The organism is Vibrio sp. V01_P9A10T6, assembly GCF_963877065.1.
In the GTDB taxonomy this organism is placed as follows: Bacteria; Pseudomonadota; Gammaproteobacteria; order Enterobacterales; family Vibrionaceae; genus Vibrio; species Vibrio anguillarum.
On sequence record NZ_CAWNTB010000140.1, the window covers coordinates 12,454 to 34,538 of the forward strand.

At 45.5% G+C, this 22,085-nt stretch carries 22 protein-coding genes and 1 pseudogene; 1 reads left to right on the forward strand and 22 read right to left on the reverse strand.

The window, feature by feature from the left end:
* From AACQ21_RS07560 to trmJ, 19 genes and pseudogenes are all read right to left on the reverse strand, one after another.
* Positions 1–225 carry a zinc ribbon domain-containing protein gene (locus AACQ21_RS07560; protein ID WP_202599510.1) on the reverse strand — a complete coding sequence of 75 codons (225 nt, stop codon included), beginning with the start codon at positions 223–225 and terminating at the stop codon, positions 1–3.
* A 618-nt stretch (positions 226–843) separates the two neighbouring features.
* Positions 844–2,331: a ribosome biogenesis GTPase Der gene (gene der / locus AACQ21_RS07565; protein WP_029388206.1), complete on the reverse strand. Its 1,488-nt coding sequence runs from the start codon at positions 2,329–2,331 to the stop codon at positions 844–846.
* A gap of 149 nt (positions 2,332–2,480) precedes the next feature.
* Entirely contained in the window at positions 2,481–3,641 is a 1,161-nt protein-coding gene (gene bamB / locus AACQ21_RS07570) for an outer membrane protein assembly factor BamB (RefSeq protein WP_026027694.1), read from the reverse strand.
* Positions 3,642–3,653: 12 nt separating this feature from the next.
* Positions 3,654–4,268 (reverse strand): YfgM family protein, encoded by a 615-nt coding sequence (locus AACQ21_RS07575; RefSeq protein ID WP_105976445.1) that lies wholly within the window; start codon positions 4,266–4,268, stop codon positions 3,654–3,656.
* Between the two features lie 38 nt (positions 4,269–4,306).
* On the reverse strand, positions 4,307–5,575 hold the full coding sequence (hisS, locus tag AACQ21_RS07580) for a histidine--tRNA ligase (protein ID WP_105976446.1): 1,269 nt from the start codon (positions 5,573–5,575) through the stop codon (positions 4,307–4,309).
* Positions 5,576–5,600: 25 nt separating this feature from the next.
* Positions 5,601–6,725 carry a flavodoxin-dependent (E)-4-hydroxy-3-methylbut-2-enyl-diphosphate synthase gene (gene ispG, locus AACQ21_RS07585; protein ID WP_010320399.1) on the reverse strand — a complete coding sequence of 375 codons (1,125 nt, stop codon included), beginning with the start codon at positions 6,723–6,725 and terminating at the stop codon, positions 5,601–5,603.
* Positions 6,726–6,733: 8 nt separating this feature from the next.
* The gene (gene rodZ / locus AACQ21_RS07590) at positions 6,734–7,678 is read right to left on the reverse strand and encodes a cytoskeleton protein RodZ (protein WP_105976447.1); all 945 of its coding nucleotides are present in this window, start codon (positions 7,676–7,678) and stop codon (positions 6,734–6,736) included.
* A gap of 301 nt (positions 7,679–7,979) precedes the next feature.
* Entirely contained in the window at positions 7,980–9,101 is a 1,122-nt protein-coding gene (locus AACQ21_RS07595) for a bifunctional tRNA (adenosine(37)-C2)-methyltransferase TrmG/ribosomal RNA large subunit methyltransferase RlmN (RefSeq protein ID WP_026028096.1), read from the reverse strand.
* A 209-nt stretch (positions 9,102–9,310) separates the two neighbouring features.
* Positions 9,311–9,736 carry a nucleoside-diphosphate kinase gene (ndk, locus tag AACQ21_RS07600; protein WP_013857494.1) on the reverse strand — a complete coding sequence of 142 codons (426 nt, stop codon included), beginning with the start codon at positions 9,734–9,736 and terminating at the stop codon, positions 9,311–9,313.
* 72 nt (positions 9,737–9,808) lie between these two features.
* Complete coding sequence (gene pepB / locus AACQ21_RS07605; protein ID WP_026028095.1) at positions 9,809–11,104, reverse strand: aminopeptidase PepB; 1,296 nt, start codon at positions 11,102–11,104, stop codon at positions 9,809–9,811.
* Between the two features lie 184 nt (positions 11,105–11,288).
* Positions 11,289–11,483 carry a Fe-S cluster assembly protein IscX gene (gene iscX, locus AACQ21_RS07610; protein WP_010320404.1) on the reverse strand — a complete coding sequence of 65 codons (195 nt, stop codon included), beginning with the start codon at positions 11,481–11,483 and terminating at the stop codon, positions 11,289–11,291.
* Between the two features lie 50 nt (positions 11,484–11,533).
* On the reverse strand, positions 11,534–11,872 hold the full coding sequence (fdx, locus tag AACQ21_RS07615) for an ISC system 2Fe-2S type ferredoxin (RefSeq protein WP_010320405.1): 339 nt from the start codon (positions 11,870–11,872) through the stop codon (positions 11,534–11,536).
* A gap of 11 nt (positions 11,873–11,883) precedes the next feature.
* Positions 11,884–13,737, reverse strand: a complete 1,854-nt coding sequence (hscA, locus tag AACQ21_RS07620; protein ID WP_105976448.1) for a Fe-S protein assembly chaperone HscA — start codon at positions 13,735–13,737, stop codon at positions 11,884–11,886.
* Positions 13,738–13,758: 21 nt separating this feature from the next.
* A complete protein-coding gene (gene hscB, locus AACQ21_RS07625) occupies positions 13,759–14,274 on the reverse strand; it encodes a co-chaperone HscB (RefSeq protein WP_026029095.1) in 516 nt (171 codons plus the stop codon).
* Positions 14,275–14,340: 66 nt separating this feature from the next.
* Positions 14,341–14,664, reverse strand: coding sequence for an iron-sulfur cluster assembly protein IscA (gene iscA, locus AACQ21_RS07630; RefSeq protein WP_010320408.1), 324 nt, complete (start codon positions 14,662–14,664; stop codon positions 14,341–14,343).
* Positions 14,665–14,726: 62 nt separating this feature from the next.
* The gene (gene iscU / locus AACQ21_RS07635) at positions 14,727–15,110 is read right to left on the reverse strand and encodes a Fe-S cluster assembly scaffold IscU (RefSeq protein ID WP_010320409.1); all 384 of its coding nucleotides are present in this window, start codon (positions 15,108–15,110) and stop codon (positions 14,727–14,729) included.
* Between the two features lie 56 nt (positions 15,111–15,166).
* Positions 15,167–16,380, reverse strand: a pseudogene (locus AACQ21_RS07640) (IscS subfamily cysteine desulfurase).
* A gap of 26 nt (positions 16,381–16,406) precedes the next feature.
* Positions 16,407–16,928 (reverse strand): Fe-S cluster assembly transcriptional regulator IscR, encoded by a 522-nt coding sequence (gene iscR / locus AACQ21_RS07645; RefSeq protein ID WP_026027698.1) that lies wholly within the window; start codon positions 16,926–16,928, stop codon positions 16,407–16,409.
* A gap of 115 nt (positions 16,929–17,043) precedes the next feature.
* Entirely contained in the window at positions 17,044–17,772 is a 729-nt protein-coding gene (gene trmJ, locus AACQ21_RS07650) for a tRNA (cytosine(32)/uridine(32)-2'-O)-methyltransferase TrmJ (RefSeq protein ID WP_026027699.1), read from the reverse strand.
* 177 nt (positions 17,773–17,949) lie between these two features.
* Between trmJ and suhB the strand changes: the two genes are divergently transcribed.
* Positions 17,950–18,753: an inositol-1-monophosphatase gene (suhB, locus tag AACQ21_RS07655; protein ID WP_013857502.1), complete on the forward strand. Its 804-nt coding sequence runs from the start codon at positions 17,950–17,952 to the stop codon at positions 18,751–18,753.
* Between the two features lie 174 nt (positions 18,754–18,927).
* Here the strand turns inward: suhB and secF are convergent, their stop codons facing one another.
* The 3 genes from secF to yajC form a co-directional block, all read right to left on the reverse strand.
* Positions 18,928–19,875 (reverse strand): protein translocase subunit SecF, encoded by a 948-nt coding sequence (secF, locus tag AACQ21_RS07660; protein ID WP_013857503.1) that lies wholly within the window; start codon positions 19,873–19,875, stop codon positions 18,928–18,930.
* A gap of 14 nt (positions 19,876–19,889) precedes the next feature.
* Positions 19,890–21,746: a protein translocase subunit SecD gene (secD, locus tag AACQ21_RS07665; RefSeq protein WP_017044259.1), complete on the reverse strand. Its 1,857-nt coding sequence runs from the start codon at positions 21,744–21,746 to the stop codon at positions 19,890–19,892.
* A 19-nt stretch (positions 21,747–21,765) separates the two neighbouring features.
* On the reverse strand, positions 21,766–22,085 hold a 320-nt coding region (gene yajC / locus AACQ21_RS07670), incomplete at its 5' end, for a preprotein translocase subunit YajC (RefSeq protein ID WP_105976449.1).

Consider the following 22,085-nt stretch of genomic DNA (forward strand, 5'->3'; position numbering starts at 1 on the left):
TTAATCTTGTGCTTGAAACTCAAATCGAATCTTAGATTTTGATTTGAGCTCATTGCATGAATTACAGAAAAAGTTTGCCGCGCCACACGCCTGCAATTTCTCCAGCTCAGAATCACACTCAGGGCAAAAACCAATTTTGTTAAAGTGATGTTTGCACTGAGTACAATGGTAACGCCCATCCCACGCCAGTGGATTTTGGCAACAAGGGCAAAGATTTTCCTGCATATTAATCCCATCTCTCTTTGTGTCTTTCACATAACATCTTTCACATAGTGTGATTTTGGTAGATGTTTTATATCGTTCGTTTTAATAGATAGCTCGTTTGCGTAGATAGTTCGTGCATGTGATAGCCGACACTTCATCAAACGGCACGTATGGTCTCGGATTATCGAGAGTTCAGCTTTGATCTCTATCACAATACCTTCAGGCTCACCAACCACCTCATACACATTAGGCTATGATCGATAAAAGATCTCATCCTGATCATTTGCTTTATCTGCTCCGTTCAGCGATCTACTCTTAAAAGAACATTTATATAACCACACACCGAAAGCATAAGTTACATATTCTGCATATGGATTTATAACGATATAAAACTCCATTTAACAACTAAAAAATCAAAGAAATCAGGATATGTGAAAATGATCTTTTGGCGAAATGTTCTACTCATTTTGTTTGATACTTATACAATGCAGCAACGTTGCCATGCTCTGTTTTTCACTCAATCATTTTGGCACTGCACTTCATTTCCAGACCGCCACGTTAGTGACTCTATCGCCAATGATAAATTTTAGGCAAAAAAATACCCAAGTCTAAACTTGGGTATTTCAGTTATGAGGAAGGCTACTTGCTGCGTCCTTTCATCATCGTCATTAAGCGTTTACGTTTACGCTCTTGAGATAAGGTCAGCTTATTCACTTTTCCTTCAAATGGGTTATCACTGCTTTGGAACTGAATACGAATAGGCGTACCCATGATTTCTAAAGACTTACGGTAATAGTTCATCAAATAACGTTTGTAAGAATCTGGCAGCTCATTCACCAAGTTACCGTGTACAACGATAATCGGCGGGTTATAACCACCTGCGTGAGCGTATTTAAGTTTTACGCGGCGGCTACGAACCATAGGCGGTTGGTGATCATCGGTTGCCATTTTAAGAATACGAGTCAATACCGATGTACCAACACGTGTTGTCGCCGATTTATACGCTTCTTGAACCGATTCAAATAGATGACCAACACCCGTACCATGCAATGCAGAGATAAAGTGGATACGAGCAAAATCGACAAAACCTAAACGGCGGTCTAGCTCTTTCTTGACACGTTCTTTGACGTCGTTATCGAGCCCATCCCACTTATTGACTGCAAGCACTATCGAACGTCCGGCGTTTAATGCAAAACCTAGCAGGCTAAGATCTTGATCTGAGATATTCTCACGAGCGTCAATGACTAACAGAACAACGTTTGCATCTTCAACGGCTTTTAAGGTTTTGACGACCGAGAATTTCTCAACCGTTTCGTTAATGCGAGTACGACGACGCACGCCAGCAGTATCAATCAATACATACTCGCGCTCATCACGCATCATCGGGATGTAGATGGAGTCTCGCGTCGTTCCGGGCATGTCGTAAACCACAACACGCTCTTCACCGAGAATGCGGTTGGTGAGTGTCGATTTACCGACATTCGGACGGCCAATGATCGCCAGTTTTATCGGCTGATCTTGCAGACGTTTGTATTCAGCTTCGGCTTCTTCTTCGGTGTAATCTAACTTTTCTTCTTCAGCATCTTCAAAGTCGGTTAGATCTTCGATTTCGCCTTCAGCCTGCTCGATCATTTCTTCAGCAAGTGGATTCAAAGCTCGGTCGATAAGGATCCCAACACCACGGCCATGAGCGGCAGCAATTTGGTACATTTGATCGACGCCCAATTGCCAAAACTCAGCACTTGCAGCATCAGCGTCAATGCCATCCACTTTATTCACGACTAAAATAGCGCGCTTTTCAATCTTACGCAGATGTTGGGCGATCACTTCATCAGCCGCCGTTAAACCAGCGCGACCATCAACCATAAATAGCACAACATCAGCTTCATCAATCGCGGCCAATGACTGTTGAGCCATTTTCGTTTCTACACCCTCTTCACTACCATCAATACCGCCGGTATCGATAACAATGAAGTCGTGCTCACCCAATTTAGCTTGGCCATATTTACGGTCACGCGTTAAACCGGGGAAATCCGCCACCAACGCATCGCGAGTGCGAGTTAATCGGTTAAACAACGTAGATTTACCGACATTGGGACGCCCAACAAGAGCAACAACAGGAACCATACTAACCTCTACAATATTTTCTCTTATGTAGTTATAGGTAAACACTTGCTAGCAAGCATTAAATTTTTACCTATAACCACATCTATTTATTCAATAAAACGGCCCCTAACTGTTACCAGCCAGGAGCCGAATGTGAATTATATCACGATTTATTTTTTAATCGTCAGTTTCTTTACATTGCCATTACGGGTCATGCTGACATAACCATCATCGACAGCGAGAGGACTCACCGCAAAACCGCTCTTATCAACCAACTGTTGGGCAACGAATTCGCCACTGCTGCGATCAATCCAATGTAGATACCCTTCACTGTCACCTAGCACAAGGTAGCCATTGATAATCGCTGGTGCAGTTAGCAAACGGTGTTCAAGCTGTTTGTTGCTCCAAAGTTCGGTACCGCTTCTTGTATCCACAGCCACCACATGATCTTTGTCGGTCACCACAAATAATCGGCCACCATCGCTAGCCATGTCTGTTGCTGAAGAGTAATTCCGCTTCCAAGCTGGTTTGCCCGAACGCAGATCAATGGCGATCAACTGGCCATTAAAACCAACCGCATACAGCATGCCGCCAATCACGATAGGTGAGGCATCAACATCGACTAGGCGGTCAATTTCAGTGGCACCTTTAGGCATGCCAATCGGTTGTTGCCAAATCAACTGACCACGCTCAACGATAGCGGCAGCAAGACGGCCACCTGAGGTTCCCCAAAAAACACCGCCCGATACCGCAACAGGTTTGCTGTCGCCTCTCAACGTTAAATTAGGAACTTCAGTACTGATGGTCCATTTTTGCTCACCCGTCGCTTGGTCTAAACTCACCAAAGTGCCACGACTGGTATTAACAATGATCATGTTCGCATCTGCAGCCGGAGCTGCTAGCACTTCACCGTCGACTTTAACTTGCCATACAAGCTCGCCCGTAGCTTCATTAAGCGCAGTGACTAAACCGTTTTCACTACCAATGTAAATTTGGCTATAGGCCGCCGCTATACCGCCGGATAAACGCATGGTGCCATCTTGTTCAAGATCGGTTTTCCACAGCTCTTTACCCGTTTTAGGGTTCAAGGCTTTCACCAAGCCATCACGGCTAGCAATAAACACTTTGTCGTAAGCGTATTCTGGAGATAACTTTGAGAAGTAATGCCCTACGCCATCACCAATCGATGTGCTCCACTGAGTTGTAGGCGTAAATTCACTCGTTACCATTGGCACAGGAGCCATGATAATGGTGTCTTCTTCACTAGCACACCCTGCAAGTGCTCCAAGCACAACGGCAGAAACGAGCACTTTGTTGAACAACTTTTTCATCAACTTGTGCCCTTATTTGGCAAGATCGTCCAGTTTCATCTGTAGCGTTTGGCTTGCATCGTCAGCTTGTTGTGCTTCCGTGTATGCCGCATAAGCCGCGTCCGTGTCGCCTTTACGCAGTGAGATATCACCACGCCGTTCCGCAATGCGTCCCGCCCACCCTTTCTCTGTGATGGTCGTAAGATCAGCTAAGGCGGCATCAAACTGGCCTTGTTCCGCTTTAATACGGGCCACGCGATAGGTCGCTAACGGTAGAATAGCATCATCTTTGGTGTTTGCTTTTGCCCATTCAAGCTGCGCTAAAGCTTCATCAATTTGACCCGCTTCTACTTGAACTTTTGCAAGTTGTAGTGCGGCTAAGACGGCATATTCTGTACCTTTATTACTATCAATAAAGCTCTCAACAACCATCTCTGCTTCTGCGCCTTTTGCAGCTAACTGAGTTACCGCTTTGCTATAACTTTCAGAAGCGGCTTCTTGCGCAGCAATAACGCTATCTTGGTAGTAACGCCAACCAAACAAGCCACCAAGGCCAATTACAGCACCAAAGATCACGGCTTTACCGTTCTCTTTCCACCAATCTTTTATCGCTTCAACTTGTTGTTCTTCAGTATCGTAGAGTTCCACTTCCTGTCCTCTTTAATAGATGTCTCAAATGCGCTTGCTTACACAAGATGCGTCAGTTTGCTCGCGACTTCAGTTTGAGAAATCGTAATTTGTTCACCACCGATAAGATCTTTGAGAACTACTGTGCTTTCTGCGACTTCATCTTCGCCTAATACCAAAGCCACCGCAGCCCCCACTTTATCAGCACGTTTAAATTGTTTTTTGAAGTTACCACCACCAAAATGGTTCATAACACGCAGCCCCGGAACCTGTTCACGCAACTGCTCAGCAAGTTTCATTGCTGCCATCATAGTGCCTTCACCCGCACTGACCATGTACACATCGACACTGCGACGCACGTCGGTCAGTTCCAGTGTTTCCATCATCAGCACTAAGCGCTCTAACCCCATGGCAAAACCTACTGCTGGTGTCGCTTTGCCACCCAGTTGTTCTACCAAGCCATCATAACGTCCACCGCCACAAACCGTACCCTGAGCACCTAAGCTTTCAGTGATCCACTCAAATACGGTGCGGTTGTAGTAGTCTAGGCCGCGCACCAAGCGCTCGTTAACTTGGTATTCGATACCCGCAGCAGTAAGAAGTTCACATAAGCCTGCAAAATGTTGCTTCGATTCTTCATCTAGATACTCAGACAATTTGGGTGCGTCACCTAAAATCGCTTGAATATCTGGATTTTTAGTATCGAGTACACGCAGTGGGTTGGTGTACATGCGACGTTTGGCATCTTCATCCAACACCTCTTGATGCTGCTCTAAATAGTCAATCAAAGCGGTGCGGTAATTGGCACGCGCTTCAAGAGAACCAATTGAGTTCAGTTCCAAACGAACATGTTTTTCGATGCCCAATTCACGCCACAAACGCGCGGTCATCATAATCAGCTCGGCATCAACATCAGGGCCATCCAGGCCAAACACTTCAACCCCACATTGGTGGAATTGACGGTAGCGCCCTTTTTGCGGACGTTCATGACGGAACATAGGCCCCATGTACCATAAACGTTGCTCTTGGTTATAGAGCAAACCATTTTCGATACCAGAACGGACACAACCTGCGGTACCCTCAGGGCGAAGCGATAAACTGTCACCATTGCGATCTTCAAAAGAATACATCTCTTTTTCAACCACATCGGTCACTTCACCGATCGCACGGCTAAATAGATGTGTCATCTCAACGATAGGCATACGTACTTCATTGTAGCCATATGCACTAATCACGTTTTTCACTATGCCTTCCACTTTTTGCCAAAGTGGAGACTGAGTTGGGAGGCAGTCGTTCATGCCTCGAATTGCTTGAATTGTTTTTGCCACAATACTTACCGTAAGGTCGTTGAGATTAATTTTGTTCGATTTGAGTCACGTTGATTCGGTTCTTCTCATCGAGAATAGAGGCCTTCGCGCGAATTTTCGCTTCGAGTTGGCTGACCAGATCATCGTTATCAAAACGCTCTTTCTGGCGGACGCCGTCTTCGTAGAATGCACTTTTCTTGTTGCTGCCAGCCAAACCAAGATGAGAAGCTTCAGCTTCACCTGGGCCATTAACCACGCAACCGATGATCGAGACATCCATAGGTGTCAAAATATCTTCCAAACGTTGCTCTAACGCATTGACTGTGGCGATCACATCAAACTCTTGACGTGAACAGCTTGGACAAGCGATGAAGTTAATGCCTCGCGAGCGAATACGCAGCGATTTAAGAATATCAAAGCCGACCTTGATCTCTTCGATCGGATCCGCAGCCAGTGAAATACGCAGCGTATCACCGATGCCTTCGGCAAGCAGCATACCTAAGCCCACTGCCGATTTAACTGCACCGGCTCTTGCGCCTCCTGCTTCCGTAATACCAAGATGCAGAGGTTGGGCAATCTGTTTAGCCAGTAGACGGTAGGAATCAACGGCGAGAAAAACATCCGATGCTTTAACGCTGACTTTGAATTGATCAAAGTTGAGTCTTTCAAGAATATCGACATGACGCATCGCTGACTCGACTAAAGCGGCCGGTGTTGGCTCACCATATTTCATTTGGATCTCTTTTTCGAGCGACCCACCATTCACGCCAATCCGAATGGGTATGTTCTTGTCACGTGCGCAATCGACCACGGCGCGAATACGTTCTTCGTTGCCAATGTTACCAGGGTTGATACGCAAGCAATCAACGCCATATTCGGCGACTTTCAACGCAATGCGGTAATCAAAATGGATGTCAGCCACCAGCGGGATGGATACTTGCTGTTTTATCAACTTGAACGCTTCTGCCGCGTCCATTGTCGGTACAGAGACTCGTACGATATCAGCCCCGACTTTTTCTAACGCTTTAATTTGAGCGACCGTTGCCGCAACATCGGTAGTGCGCGTGTTGGTCATAGATTGAACAGCAATAGGAGCACCATCACCGATGGGCACATTACCGACATAAATACGCGTCGATGAACGACGCTTAATTGGAGATTCGTGTTGCATAGTATTTTCTAAGGTAAGGTGAATCGAGCGACTTTACCGGAAGTATACCCAGAAAGGTCTACAGGTTCACTTGCAAATGTCATTGAAACGCTTTCAGGCGCGCCAAGAATGATTTGAAACGGAGCTTCACCTTGCAAGGTTATGGTTTGCCCTGATTTTTTAATCCCAGTGGAAAGGGTTTTGCCTGCTGCATCTTTCACCTGAATCCAACAATCTGCGCTGAATGTGAGCGTTAGAGGAGCGTATGGATTCGTTGCATCCTGCGGTGGCGTCTTATCCAATACAGGATCGTCGCTCGCACTCAGGTCGGCTTCGGCTGTATCATCTTCAGGTGAAGGGATAAGTTCTGCAGCCTGAGTGTTGATTTCTACAGGGGCATCCACCGCTTCTGCTTCTACTTGAGATTCGTCAACCGTAGGTACTAATTCAGGAACGGTCGTGAAATCCTCATCTCGCAAACGTTCAACCGATGTCGAAGTGATTGATGGTGAACTCTCAACCACAACATTCTCTTGTTCTTGGTTTTGCCACCACCATAATGAGGAAATACCAATAATGATGGCAAAAATACCCCATGTCAGCGTCATAATACGGCTATCGTGTTTCTCTCGCTTGGTTTTCTTCGAAAAACTTTGCATCGGTTGTTCAGCGACAACCGTAGGATAGCAATCATCAAAGGAAGCTAAAATAACTGACTCTTTGATCCCGACGGCCTTCGCATAGGAACGTAAATAACCGCGAGTAAACGTCGCCACTTGGTCCGAGGCGAAGTTATTCTCTTCTAAACTCTGAATGATAGAGAGACGTAACCGCAACCTATCGGCAACTTGCTTTTGCGTTAATCCCAACGCTTCACGCTTTGCCTTTAATAAAGTACCGGGTTGCACCGTGTCTGTTTTTACATCTGCAATAATCTGTTCTTGTTCAGTAGTCATCCGTTTTGTACATCTCATTATGTTATGGCTCGAATGGCACCGTCATCACTTTTATTGTTATTAGTTCGTAGTAATAAAATGGTGCATTCCAACACGGTGAAAAATTTGCATTCATTGATGCAGGCGACAGTTCAAATTTAACATTACGTCAGTTAGCAATTCTAATGGATATTTGACGTTAAACAACATGGCTTTAGGAAAGAAATTACAGCTAGGTCAATATTTTTCATAAAATTGACGTCAAAATCGCGGAAAATTATTTCAAATGGTAAAAATGCACAAAGCCAGAGGGATCTCTGGCTTTGCTTTATCATCCGATTTAGACCGATTTGACAGGAATGACATCGCCACCCATTTGTTTCATTTTGGTCCGTTTGGTTCTATCAATCACATCACCGACTAGCTGCCCACAAGCGGCATCAATATCATCACCACGAGTTTTACGCACCGTCACTGTGTGTTCATACTGCATCAGTGTTTTTTGAAAACGGTCAATACGTGAATTACTCGGTTTTTTATAAGGTGAACCGGGATAAGGGTTAAATGGGATCAGGTTAATTTTGCACGGCGTGCCTTTCATCAACTTAGCCAATTCGTGCGCGTGGTCCATATCATCATTGACATGATCCAGCAACACATATTCCACCGTAACCTTGCCACGGTTTGCATTTGAAGTGGCGATATAACGACGCACTGAGGCTAAGAAATCTTGAATATCCCAGCGATCATTGATCGGCATAATTTCGCTGCGTAATTTGTCATTGGGTGCATGCAATGAAATCGCTAATGCAACATCGATTTGCCCTGTCATTTGATCAAGACCAGAAACCACGCCCGAAGTGGACACGGTGACACGACGTTTTGACAAGCCAAAACCTAAATCATCCAGCATGATCTCTAACGCTGGGATCAAGTTTTTCATGTTGAGCAAAGGCTCGCCCATCCCCATCATTACTACGTTAGTAATCGGACGACGACCCGTCTCTTTCTCAAGGCCAATTTCTCTCGCTGCGCGCCAAACTTGCCCGATAATTTCAGACACTTTGAGGTTACGGTTAAAACCTTGCTGAGCCGTTGAACAGAATTTGCATTCCAGAGCACAGCCAACTTGGGAAGAGACGCACAAAGTCGCTCGGTCTTCCTCTGGGATGTAAACCGTTTCAACATCTTGATCGCCAACACGCATCGCCCATTTAATCGTACCATCAGACGAGTGTTGTGCTTGTGAAACGATCGGCGCGCGAATTTCACAGCGTTGTTGCAGTTGCTCACGCAGTTTCTTGTTGATATTGGTCATTTGTTCGAAGTCATCACAACCAAAATGGTAGATCCACTTCATGACCTGATCAGCGCGGAACGCTTTTTCACTGAGCTCTTCAGCAAAAAATTTACGCAGACCTTGGCGATCAAAATCAAGCAGATTGACTTTTTCAATAGTCATGTGGCCTCTCAACGACGGAAACAATAAATAAGGGCGCGAATTGTACAGCCTTTATGCAGTAACAACAAGGGTTGTACAACCCTTCAATTACTAAGTCATTCAATGCTTGTCGGATTGTTTTTACTCTACAGTTCCCAATCATACGAGTATAAAAAAGCCTCACAACGTGAGGCCTTAATCGAAAGAATTTGGGATAGAAAACGCCAAGATTAACGAGAGAAAATCTCTGATTCAGGGAAGAAAAAAGCGATTTCACGTGCCGCCGATTCAGGACTATCACTGCCATGAACTGAGTTATGGCGCATGCTTAATGCGTAATCAGCACGAATGGTTCCACATGCCGCTTCTTCTGGGTTAGTTTTACCCATTAATTCGCGGTAACGAGCAATAGCATCTTCACCTTCAAGCACTTGAGCCATGATCGGCCCTGAGGTCATAAATTCTTTTAGTGCTGGAAAAAACGCTTTGCCTTCATGCTCAGCATAAAAGCCGCTCGCTTGCTCTTCGTTCAAATGTACCATTTTCGCGGCGATAATACGCAAACCTGATTTTTCGATACGGTGATAGATTTCACCAATCAAGTTACGTTCTACCGCATCGGGTTTAATGATAGAAAATGTTCTTTCTAGAGCCATAAGGTTATCCTTTTTCTTTTGTTTTTTTAGTTATAGTGAACCGCCCAAAACAGAGAGTTGAGCGGTTTTTCATTATTGAGCTTGGTCGGTCAAAATGCGTGCTAATGTACGCACCCCCATCGCCGTTGCACCTGCGGCCCATTTATCGCTTGCTGATTTGCGGTAAGTACCAGCGCAATCAAAGTGCAGCCACCCTTTTTTGTAATCTTCAACAAAGTAAGAGAGGAAGGCCGCTGCGGTACTTGCTCCCGGTGAATAATCACCTGAGCTGATGTTAGAGAGATCCGCAAAGCTTGAAGGTAACATAGAGCGATGAAACTCAGCCAAAGGCAGAGGCCATAAGCCTTCTTTCTCTTGGTGAGCTGCCACCAATGCCTGCTGTGATAAGCTCTCATCAAAGCTCAGCAGTGCATGGTAATCATTGCCGAGTGCATTTTTGGCGGCACCCGTTAATGTCGCGCAATCAATAATAAGCTGTGGTTTTTGCTCGTTGGCATAAATCAAGCCATCGGCCAACACTAGGCGGCCTTCTGCATCGGTGTTCATTATTTCAACTGTGGTGCCGTTTTTATAAGTGATGATATCACCCAGTTTCAAGGCGCGTCCGGAAACCATATTTTCTGCACAACACAAAATGAGTTTCACACGTTTATTAAAACCACGCATGATAGCCAAACCAAGGCCACCGGTGATCGTTGCAGCGCCCCCCATATCTGCTTTCATCGCCGACATAAAGTTGGACGTTTTTAAACTGTAACCACCAGAATCAAAAGTAATGCCTTTGCCAATTAAGCAAGCAAAAACAGGAGCACTTTCTTTTCCTGTCGGATTGTAATCGAGTTGCAGCATGGCTGACGTACGCTCGGAGCCGCGACCAACCGCATAAATACCTTCCCAACCTTCGGTGAGTAGATCTTTATCTTTGACAATACGGTAGCTGACATGCTCAGGGGCTAGCGATTTGATGAACTCAGCCGCCATGGTCGCTAACTGACGCGGAGCGACTTCTTCGGCGCTTTTATTGATGATATCGCGCGTCCATTCCGTCGCTTTAATACGATATTCTAACTCGGCTTGATCTGACTCACTCAGTGGTTGCCATTCTAGTGTGTTGAGTTTTTTCGCTTCACGATAACCTTGGTAGAAAGCCCAAATATTTTCTAAGTGCCAACCGTCACCTTGTAGGCTGATAGCTCTGATAGCTTGCCCATCAAGCTTACGTGCCGCGCGCTGAACCGCGCTGAGTTCATGCTCACTCTCAATAGCATGAATTGTGGCACCATTTTCTGAAAACGAAACAATCGCCTTTTCTCCCCACTGAGGCTGGGCAGCTTGTTGGCTGATAAATACGGACATCTTTGTAGACATGGTTTCTCCTTGCCTGAATATGGCCTCACCTGTGCCATTACGATTAAATAACCAAGGGATGTTAGCATTTTGTAGGGTCAAAATGTCAACTTGATAAAAAAACGGACCATTCGGTCCGCTCTTTTTAGTTAAAATTGTTAACTCTGTGATGTTTTACTGAATAACGATCATGTTAGCAATAGTCTTAGTCGATCTCTTCCATCCAACATAGAATAATCGCTTCGAGAATTTTTTCGTTGGAACGGTTTGGCTCATCATCAAACTCTTCCAGTTCCATCACCCACTGGTGTAGATCCGTAAAACGTACATTTTTAGGATCTACGTCTGGGTATTGCTCACAAAGCTCGATCGCAATGTCACGAGAATCGGTCCATTTCATTTTGCTTTCCTTTTACAAACAGTGAACGGGCGTTAATACACTCAATAGGATTAATGATCTTCAGAAGCCAGATTGAGTGTGTACTTTGGAATTTCAACCACTAAATCTTCGTTAGCGACTCTAGCTTGGCAGCCGAGGCGAGATTCAGGTTCAAGACCCCACGCTTTATCAAGCATGTCATCTTCCAACTCATCACTCTCATCAAGTGAGTCAAACCCTTCGCGAACGATAATATGGCAAGTCGTGCATGCGCAGGATTTTTCACACGCATGTTCAATAGCGATACCATTTTTCAGCGCCACATCCAGTACGGTTTCTCCTGCTTGCGCTTCCAGAACGGCACCTTCAGGACAAAGCTCTTGGTGAGGTAACACAATAATCTTAGGCATAATTTTTCTCTTTAAATATCATCTACCGATTGACCAGCAAGTGCACTGCGAATGGATTTATCCATACGGCGTGAAGCAAAATCTTGGCTGGCTTTGTCTGTCTCTTTAATTCCTTGCTCGATGGCATCGGCGCTATCACCATTACGCAGCACAATTAAATCTTCTATTGCATTCAGAAGGATCTGCTTTTCTGACTCAGATAACAATTCATCACCATCGGCCTGTAAGGCAGAGATCAAACCTTCGATTACACGATCGGCTTCTACACGTTGCTCTGCCAGAGCGCGAGTCTGCATATCTTGTTTGGCAAACGTCATCGAATCTCGCAGCATATTTGCTACTTCATTATCACTCAGTCCATACGAGGGCTTAACTTGAATTTCCGCCTGAACTCCCGTACTTTTTTCCATCGCTGTCACAGAGAGTAAGCCATCTGCATCAACTTGATAAGTTACGCGGATATGCGCGGCACCCGCCGTCATTGGTGGAATACCTTTTAGTGAAAAACGAGCCAAGGAGCGGCAATCGTCTACCATCTCACGTTCGCCCTGCACCGTATGGATGCTCATGGCTGTTTGACCATCTTTGAAGGTGGTGAATTCTTGAGCTTTCGCAACAGGAATGGTGGTGTTACGTGGGATGATTTTTTCCACTAAGCCACCCATGGTTTCAATACCCAGCGACAGGGGAATGACATCCAGCAGTAACATTTCTGAATCGGGTTTATTACCCACCAAAATGTCGGCTTGAATTGCTGCACCAATCGCGACAACTTCATCAGGGTTGATGCTAGTTAGTGGTGTGCGACCAAAAAACTCACCGACTAAATCTCGAACCAGTGGCGTACGAGTTGAACCGCCGACCATCACCACTTCCAACACTTCATCTGCAGTAATTTCGGCATCTTTGAGTGCTCGACGACACGATAGTAAGGTTTTCTTTACTAGTGGCGTGATGAGTTGGTTAAACTCATCGCGAGTTAAACGCCCTTGCCAACCCAGCACAGAAACCTCGACACTATCGGTATCAGATAAGGCAATTTTCGCTTCGGTGGCCGCATCAAGCAATGCTCGTTGCTGCTCAGCAGTGAGCGGTTCAGCTAAGCCGATTTGGCTCAAAAAATGGTCAGCAATCAAATGGTCAAAATCATCACCACCGAGCGCGGAATCGCCACCGGTCGCGAGCACCTCAAACACGCCTTTCGACAAACGTAAGATAGAGATATCAAACGTACCGCCACCTAAATCATAAACCGCAATCACACCTTCTTGCGCTGAGTCTAAGCCATAGGCAATCGCTGCAGCGGTAGGTTCATTGAGTAAACGCAGTACGTGCAAGCCGGCAAGTTGAGCGGCATCTTTGGTGCCCACGCGCTGCGCATCATCAAAGTAAGCAGGTACGGTAATCACCACGCCCGCTAATTCACCACCTAACGACGCTTCGGCACGCTGAGCAAGAGATTGAAGAATATCGGCGGAAACTTGAATCGGGTTCTTATTACCTTGCGCCGTTTGCAAAATAGGCAAACCGTTGTCACTGGCTTTGAAGCGATAAGGCAATGTGGGATAACGCGCCTGAATGTCAGCCAGTGAACGGCCGATCAAACGCTTCACAGAAATGATGGTATTGGCAGGATCAACTTGCGCGTGTGCTCTGGCATCAAAGCCTACGCAACGCTCTTGAGCCGAATAGTGGACCACCGAAGGGAGGATCGAGCGTCCTTGTTCATCAGCAAGCGTCGTCGCATTACCGCTTCGAACCGATGCGACTAATGAGTTGGTTGTCCCCAAGTCGATACCCGCTGCGAGTTTATGCTGATGCGGCGCAGAGCTTTGACCGGGTTCTGCAATTTGAAGTAATGCCATGGGTTGGTCCTTATTATCGAACTAGCCGAGTAACTGTTCTTCGACTCTTTCTATTTCATTTTTGAGCTTGGCAATAAATTTAAGCTTGCGAACCGTATCAGCCGCAAGGTTCCATTGAGCATGATTAAGTTGTTGCTCAACCAAGGTAAGATGCTGTTTATACATCTTGCTGACTCTGTTTTCAAAATCGAATAACGCACTTTCAACATCAGACTGTGAGGCGATGGCTTCAAGCTCTTCTCGCAGCTCCATCTGCTCCATTAAAAACAGCGGATCTTGCATGGTTTGGTGTTCTGCGCGTAACTCTATGCCTTGTTCAAGCAACAAGTATTCTGCGCGACTGATCGGCGATTTTAATGTTTGATAAGCATCATTGATTTGTGAGGCGTTTTGCACAGCAAGCAGGCGATCTCGCTCAGACGCAGTGGCAAAATTGTCGGGATGAAACCGTTTTTGCAGCGCACGAAACTGAGAAGAAAGAAGGCTACCATCCAGTGCAAACTGACTTGGTAGCCCAAATAATTCAAAATAGTTCATTAACACATTGCTCCTAGTGCTCGACACTAGGCTCAAGTGAGCCTAGTCACGCCGAAAGCCAATCCGTTACACGTTGAAGCTTTCACCACAACCACATTCGCTTTTTGCATTCGGGTTGTTGAACTCAAAACCTTCGTTTAGCCCTTCTTTGACATAGTCAAGCTGTGTGCCATCAAGGTAGACGAGGCTTTTCGAATCGATAATCACTTTGACACCATGATCTTCAAACACTTCGTCTTCTTCGTTAACGTCATCAACGAATTCAAGCACGTAAGCCATACCCGAGCAGCCTGTTGTTTTCACTCCAAGACGTAAACCTACGCCTTTGCCTCGGTTATCTAGGAATGCTCGAACGCGATGCGCTGCTGTTTCAGTTAAGGTAATGGCCATACTACAACCTTAGATTCTTAGTTTGAACTTATGGGAGTGAACCATCATTCACTCCCTTAATATTATTGTTGGTGTTTCTTTTTATAATCGGCAACGGCAGCTTTGATCGCATCTTCCGCCAAAATCGAACAGTGAACTTTCACTGGTGGAAGCTCTAGCTCTTCCGCGATTTCAGAGTTCTTAATGGCTGCCGCTTCGTCAATGCTCTTGCCTTTCACCCATTCAGTAACCAGTGAGCTCGAAGCAATCGCGCTACCACAACCGTAGGTTTTAAATTTTGCATCTTCAATGATGCCTTCTGGCGTCACTTTAATTTGTAGCTTCATTACGTCGCCACAAGCTGGAGCGCCAACCATACCACTACCAATGGTTGGATCTTCTTTATCAAAAGAGCCAACATTACGTGGGTTTTCATAGTGATCAATTACTTTTTCGCTGTATGCCATGATAGTTACCTCTAATCCTCTATTTCCTTGGGAATAAACCAGTGCCTTTTAAAGGACTAGTGATGTGCCCATTCAACGGTGTTTAAATCCACACCCTCTTGATACATATCCCATAGAGGAGACATGTCACGTAATTTGCTTACGGCTACGCGGATTTGTTCAACGGCGTAGTCCACTTCTTCTTCGGTCGTAAAACGGCCAAATGAGAAACGAATCGAGCTGTGCGCCATTTCATCGTTCAAACCAAGCGCACGCAGTACATATGACGGCTCTAAGCTGGCCGACGTACAAGCACTACCTGATGATACCGCTAAGTCTTTTAAAGACATCAGTAGCGATTCGCCTTCAACAAAGGCAAAACTAATATTCAGGTTGTGCGGAACACGCTGATCTAAATCGCCATTCACACTCACGGCTTCCATGTCTTGTACACCAGCGAGTAGACGATCACGCAATGCTTTTGCGTGGTCAAAATCTTTTTGCATGTCTTGCTTAGCAATGCGGAATGCTTCACCCATACCTACGATTTGGTGCGTTGGTAATGTGCCTGAACGGAAACCACGTTCATGGCCGCCACCGTGCATTTGCGCTTCAAGACGGATACGAGGTTTACGGCGAACATATAATGCGCCAATCCCTTTAGGTCCATACGCTTTATGCGCAGAAAGGGAGATAAGATCCACTTTCATTTCTTGTACATCAAGGGGAATTTTACCGGCAGATTGCGCTGCATCTACGTGGAAAATTATCTTGCGTTCACGGCAAAGCTCACCGATCGCCATGATGTCCTGAATTACGCCAATTTCGTTGTTCACGTGCATGATCGACACCAAAATTGTGTCATCACGCATTGCCGCTTCTAATTTTTTTAGATCAATCAAGCCATTCGATTCTGGCTCAAGATAGGTCACTTCATAACCTTCACGCTCAAGCTGACGACATGGATCAAGCACCGCTTTATGCTCGGTTTTACAGGTAATGATATGCTTACCTTGCTTGGCATAGAAATGCGCCACACCTTTGATCGCGAGGTTATCTGACTCTGTCGCACCGGACGTGAATACGATTTCGCGAGGATCAGCATTAAGCAGTTCAGCAATTTGCTCACGCGCAGTGTCTACGGCTTCTTCTGCCTGCCAGCCATAACGGTGCGATCGCGATGCTGGATTACCAAAACACCATCCATCGTCATGTACTGAACCATCTTTTCAGCCACGCGAGGGTCAACTGGACAGGTAGCTGAATAGTCAAAATAAATAGGCAGTTTCATTTTCTACTCCAATGTAAACATTGCCGCTATGAGCGGGCATTAAGACCTACGGGCACCGAGCCGATAATCACGGTATTGGTATTTTTATTAGTTAACCCGTGGTTCACCGTCAGGCCCAAGCCTTGGCGGTCAGAAATTTCTAGTACTTCATTATCAATCATTAACTCGCCAAGAGTAATGTTGTTCAGAAAGTCACTAATGCGAGAGCTAAGATCTCGCCATAACGTATGTGTTAAGCAGCGAGTACCACCTTGGCAGTCGGCTCTTCCATTACATTTTGTTGCATCAACTGATTCATCAACAGCGGCAATCACAGTACCAATCGAAATTGAGCAGGCATCTGCACCTAAGCGGTATCCACCACCTGGACCACGTACACTAGCAACTAGCCCCGCTTTACGCAGTTTAGAAAACAGCTGCTCAAGGTAAGAGAGCGAAATGCCTTGCCGTTCGGAAATATCCGCCAGTGGCACTGGGGTTTGTTGCGAATGCAGAGCCACATCTAACATGGCTGTAACTGCATATCTTCCTTTAGATGTAAGTCTCATATCACCGTATCCACATTGATTATGTGGTTGGAATTTTTCCATACCTGACTAAATAGGTCAAGTATTTATTTGACTAATTTAGTCAGGTATTTAACCCCATTATTAATCTGGATAATTATTGATTGCTGCGATGCTTCTCAATTGAGGTCAACACACCACGTAATATATTGATTTCTTGAGACTCTGGACGCGAACGAGAAAATAGCCGACGGAGTTTATTCATGATCTGTCCCGGCTGTTCCTTTGAAATAAACTGTGTCTGTATCATTACCTTTTCAAGATGCTGATAGAACATTTCTAATTCGTGATGCAGAGGATACGCTTCTTCTGGCTGGGCTTGATAACCTTTTTTTTCATTATTTAGATAGGCAACACGCACCTCATAACTCAATGTTTGTACGGCCATAGCAAGGTTTAACGAACTGTATTCAGGATTAGCCGGAATGCACACATGAAAATGGCATTTTTGCAGTTCATCGTTGGTCAGCCCGGTTTTTTCTCGGCCAAACACTAAAGCAACCGGGTATTGCTGCCCTTCTTGCGCCAATTTTTCACCACATTCACGTGGTTCAAGCATTGGCCATTCTAAAGTTCGTGAGCGTGCACTTGACCCAACCACCAGGCCACAATCTGCGACAGCCTGCTCTAGCGTATCCACGACCTCCGCATTTAAAGCAATGTCGCTTGCTCCAGCAGCTAGAGCGATCGCTTGAGCGTCTACCTCGCATTGAGGCGAAACCAAAATCATTTTACTTAGTCCCATGACCTTCATCGCTCGGGCAGCAGAACCAATATTTCCTGAATGAGATGTCCCTACTAAAATGATTTTTACATTGTCTAGCATTACGTTGTACGCCACTCTATTTTAAACGACAGAATACTAACATAAACCTGACTAAAATGGTCAGGTCCTTTAGCTACACATGAACAACCGAGCAAAAAATAGCCACTTCCTTTTTAATAAAACTTTGTTATACTGCTGCCCGCTTTTTCGTTCTTTAACATCCGTTGGGAAAACTGTATGCATCCAATGCTAAACATTGCTATTCGCGCTGCGCGAAAAGCTGGTAACCATATTGCTAAATCACTAGAAAATACTGAGAAAATCGAAACAACTCAGAAAGGGACTAATGACTTTGTTACTAACGTAGACAAAGAAGCAGAAACTATGATCATCGATACAATCAAAAGTTCTTACCCAGAACACAGTATCGTTGCTGAAGAAAACGGGCTTATCGACGGTAAAGATAAGGACGTTCAATGGATCATCGACCCACTGGATGGCACAACAAACTTCGTCAAAGGTTTACCCCACTTCGCCGTTTCCATCGCGGTTCGCATTAAAGGCAAAACAGAAGTTGCTTGTGTTTATGACCCAATGCGCAATGAGCTGTTTACCGCTCAACGTGGTGCTGGTGCGCAATTAAACAACTCACGCCTTCGTGTTAAACAGTTAAAAGATCTTCAAGGCACTATTCTCGCTACTGGTTTCCCATACAAACAAAAGCAACATGCCGAATCTTTCATGAAAATCATGTCTGCACTGTTTGTTGAATGTGCTGATTTCCGTCGTACTGGTTCTCCTGCGCTTGATTTATGTTACCTAGCTTCAAACCGTGTCGATGGTTACTTTGAACTGGGTTTAAGACCTTGGAATTTAGCCGCTGGCGAGCTGATCGCTCGTGAAGCAGGCGTTATTCTTACCGATTTCTCTGGCGGTACTGAATACATGAAATCGGGCAACATTGTAGGTTCAAGTGCCCGTGGTGTTAAAGCGATTTTGAAACACATTCGTGATAACGGTAACAGCGCTATTCTTAAATAGTTGCACTAAATACCATCAATACCGTCAAAATTGATTCAAGCCTCGTATAGCAATATACGAGGCTTTTTTAGTTTCATTTTATACTTTGCTACTGAGAGTGACCGCGGTGGGATGGGTTAGAAAAAAACCGCAGAATATTCTGCGGCTTTGGCTATTTAAGAAACTTTCAGGCTGCTAAGGAAGTTCGTCGAACTCCGCACCCTCTTTTTCCACTTGAGGTGGAAGTAGGTGCTCACGGGTAATTCCTAATTTCAGTGCCAACGCTGACGCAACATAGATAGATGAATAAGTACCCACGGTGATACCGAGCAGTAAAGCAGTGGCAAAACCATGTATGTTCGCCCCACCTTGCACAAAGAGTGCGATCACCACCAGCAAGGTGGTTCCCGATGTAATCAAAGTCCGGCTCAAGGTTTGGGTAATTGAGCTGTTCATGATCTCGGCTGAATCACCTTTACGCAATTTACGGAAGTTTTCACGGATACGGTCAAATACCACAATCGTATCGTTGAGCGAGTAACCGACAACGGTCAGCAAAGCTGCAACAATCGTTAAATCAACCTCAATTTGCATGATAGAGAAGATACCAAGCGTGATGATCACATCGTGTGCCAATGACATTACCGCACCGGCTGCGAGCCGCCATTCAAAACGAACAGAGACATAAAGCAAAATACAGATGAGCGAAGCTAAAATAGCTAAGCCTCCTGCTTCAGCTAATTCATCGCCCACATTCGGGCCAACGAACTCAATGCGACGCATCTCGACACTTTTTCCTGTCCCCTCTTTAATAGCAGAAAGAATTTGATTGCCTAACGTCTCGCCAACCATGTCCGCACGTGGACGAAGGCGAACCATCACTTCGCGCGCGGAACCGAAATTCTGCACCGTCGCATCGCCAAACCCTTTCGCTTCCAAAGCACTGCGGATATCTTCAAGATTAGCTGGGTGTTCAAACCCAACTTCAATCAAAGTACCGCCGGTGAAGTCCAGTCCCCAGTTCAACCACTTGGTTGATAAAGTGAAAATAGACGCACCAATCATTAAAAGAGAGAATAAAAACGCAAATTTAGACCAACGCATAAAGTCGATCGTTTTATCTGCTTTTAGAATCTGAAACATAGTAATTCCTAGCCTTAGATCGACAATTTTTTAATGCGTTTACCACCATATAACAGGTTCACAATACAGCGAGTCCCGATAATAGCGGTAAACATTGAGGTTAAAATACCGATAGAAAGTGTGACGGCAAACCCTTTGATGGCTCCAGTACCCACAGCAAATAGAATGATTGCCGTAATCAACGTAGTGATGTTGGCATCAGCAATGGTACTGAACGCGTTAGCATAGCCTTGGTGGATAGCTTGTTGTGGGTTTCGTCCATCACGGAGCTCTTCACGAATACGCTCGAAGATCAGAACGTTAGCATCCACGGCCATACCGACCGTCAATACGATGCCCGCAATACCCGGCAAGGTCATTGTCGCCCCTGGGATCATCGACATCACACCAATAATGAGCACAAGGTTCGCCATCAATGCAATATTGGCAATCAAGCCAAAACCACGGTAGTAAAGCAGCGTAAAGAGCATCACCGCAACCATACCCCAGATGCAGGCTTGAATGCCCATATCGATATTTTGCTGCCCCATTGATGGACCAATGGTACGCTCTTCAACAATAGAGATTGGCGCAATTAACGCACCTGCACGCAGTAAAAGTGCAAGGTTTTGAGCTTCTGCAGCAGAGTCAATTCCCGTGATACGGAAGTTACGCCCAAGAGCCGACTGAATCGTTGCTTGGTTGATCACTTCTTCATGCTTATCCAGAATCACTTTGCCATCAGGTGTCCGACGGCCGCTGTCTTTGTACTCTGCAAATACCGTTGCCATAAGCTTGCCAATGTTCTTTTTAGAGAACGCCGACATCTTATTTCCGCCTTCGCTATCTAACGAAATGTTCACTTGCGGGCGACCATATTCATCCATGCTAGAGCTGGCATCCGTGATACTTTGACCACCTAGAATCACGCGTTTTTTCAAGACAACCGGGCGACCATTACGATCAGATTTGATTTCACTCCCAGCAGGAGCACGACCAGAAGCCGCGGCGGCTAAATCAGCCTTGTCATCAACTTCACGAAACTCAAGAGTCGCGGTTGCGCCAAGAATCTCTTTAGCACGAGCAGTATCTTGAACCCCCGGTAACTCAACCACAATGCGGCTGGCACCTTGGCGCTGCACTAAGGGTTCAGCGACCCCTAATTCGTTAACACGGTTACGCAAAATCGTGATGTTCTGCTCAACGGCGTAATTTCGAACTTCCTGCAAACGCTGCTCAGTAAATTGAGCAATCAGCGCAAAGCGACCGTCAGCCTTAGACGTAGTAAAAGTCATATCAGGATGTTTCGACGTTAATGCTTGCTGTGCTTGCTCTAATTGCTCATCGTCACGCAAAGTGACTTCCACTCGGTCATTGCCCACTGAGCGAATGGCGCGGTAGCGAATTTTGTCATCACGCAGTTCGCTGCGAAACGCTTCTTCTTGCTGGCCAATCAATTTTTCCATTGCGGCATCCATATCCACTTCCATTAAGAAGTGAACACCACCACGCAGATCAAGGCCAAGCTTCATCGGTGCCGCGCCAATCGATTCCAACCAAGAAGGCGTTGAAGGAGCAAGGTTAAGTGCAACAATTGTATCTTTGCCTAACGCTTCACTCACCACATCACGCGCACTGATTTGAGTATCGGTATCGTTAAATCGAACAAGAATTGATCCATTCTCTAGAGCAATGGATTTATGAGAAAGGCTCTCTTTATCAAGAGCTTTGGTGACAGCATCCAGCGTTGACATATCAACAGAGGCGCCACGCGCCCCTGTAATTTGAATTGCCGGATCTTCACCGTAAATATTTGGAAGTGCATATAAAGCAGAGAGAGTGATGGCGAACACCACTAACAAATACTTCCATAACGGATAACGGTTTAGCACAGCAAGGATCCTTTAGCTGTTATAAAGACTTAAGCGTACCTTTTGGTAGCACCGCTGTAATGAAATCTTTTTTGATCACAATTTCATTGTTCACATTCAGTTCGATAGAGATGTAATCGCTGTCTTCTGCGATTTTAGTGATTTTACCCACTAAACCGCCACTGGTTAACACTTCATCACCTTTAGTCATGGCGGCCATCAAACTTTTATGCTCTTTAACACGTTTGGCTTGTGGGCGGTAAATCATGAAGTAGAAAATAACCGCAAACATACCAAGCATGATCAGCATTTCATAACCGCCACCTTGTGATGCACCTTCACCTGCTGCGTGTGCTACAG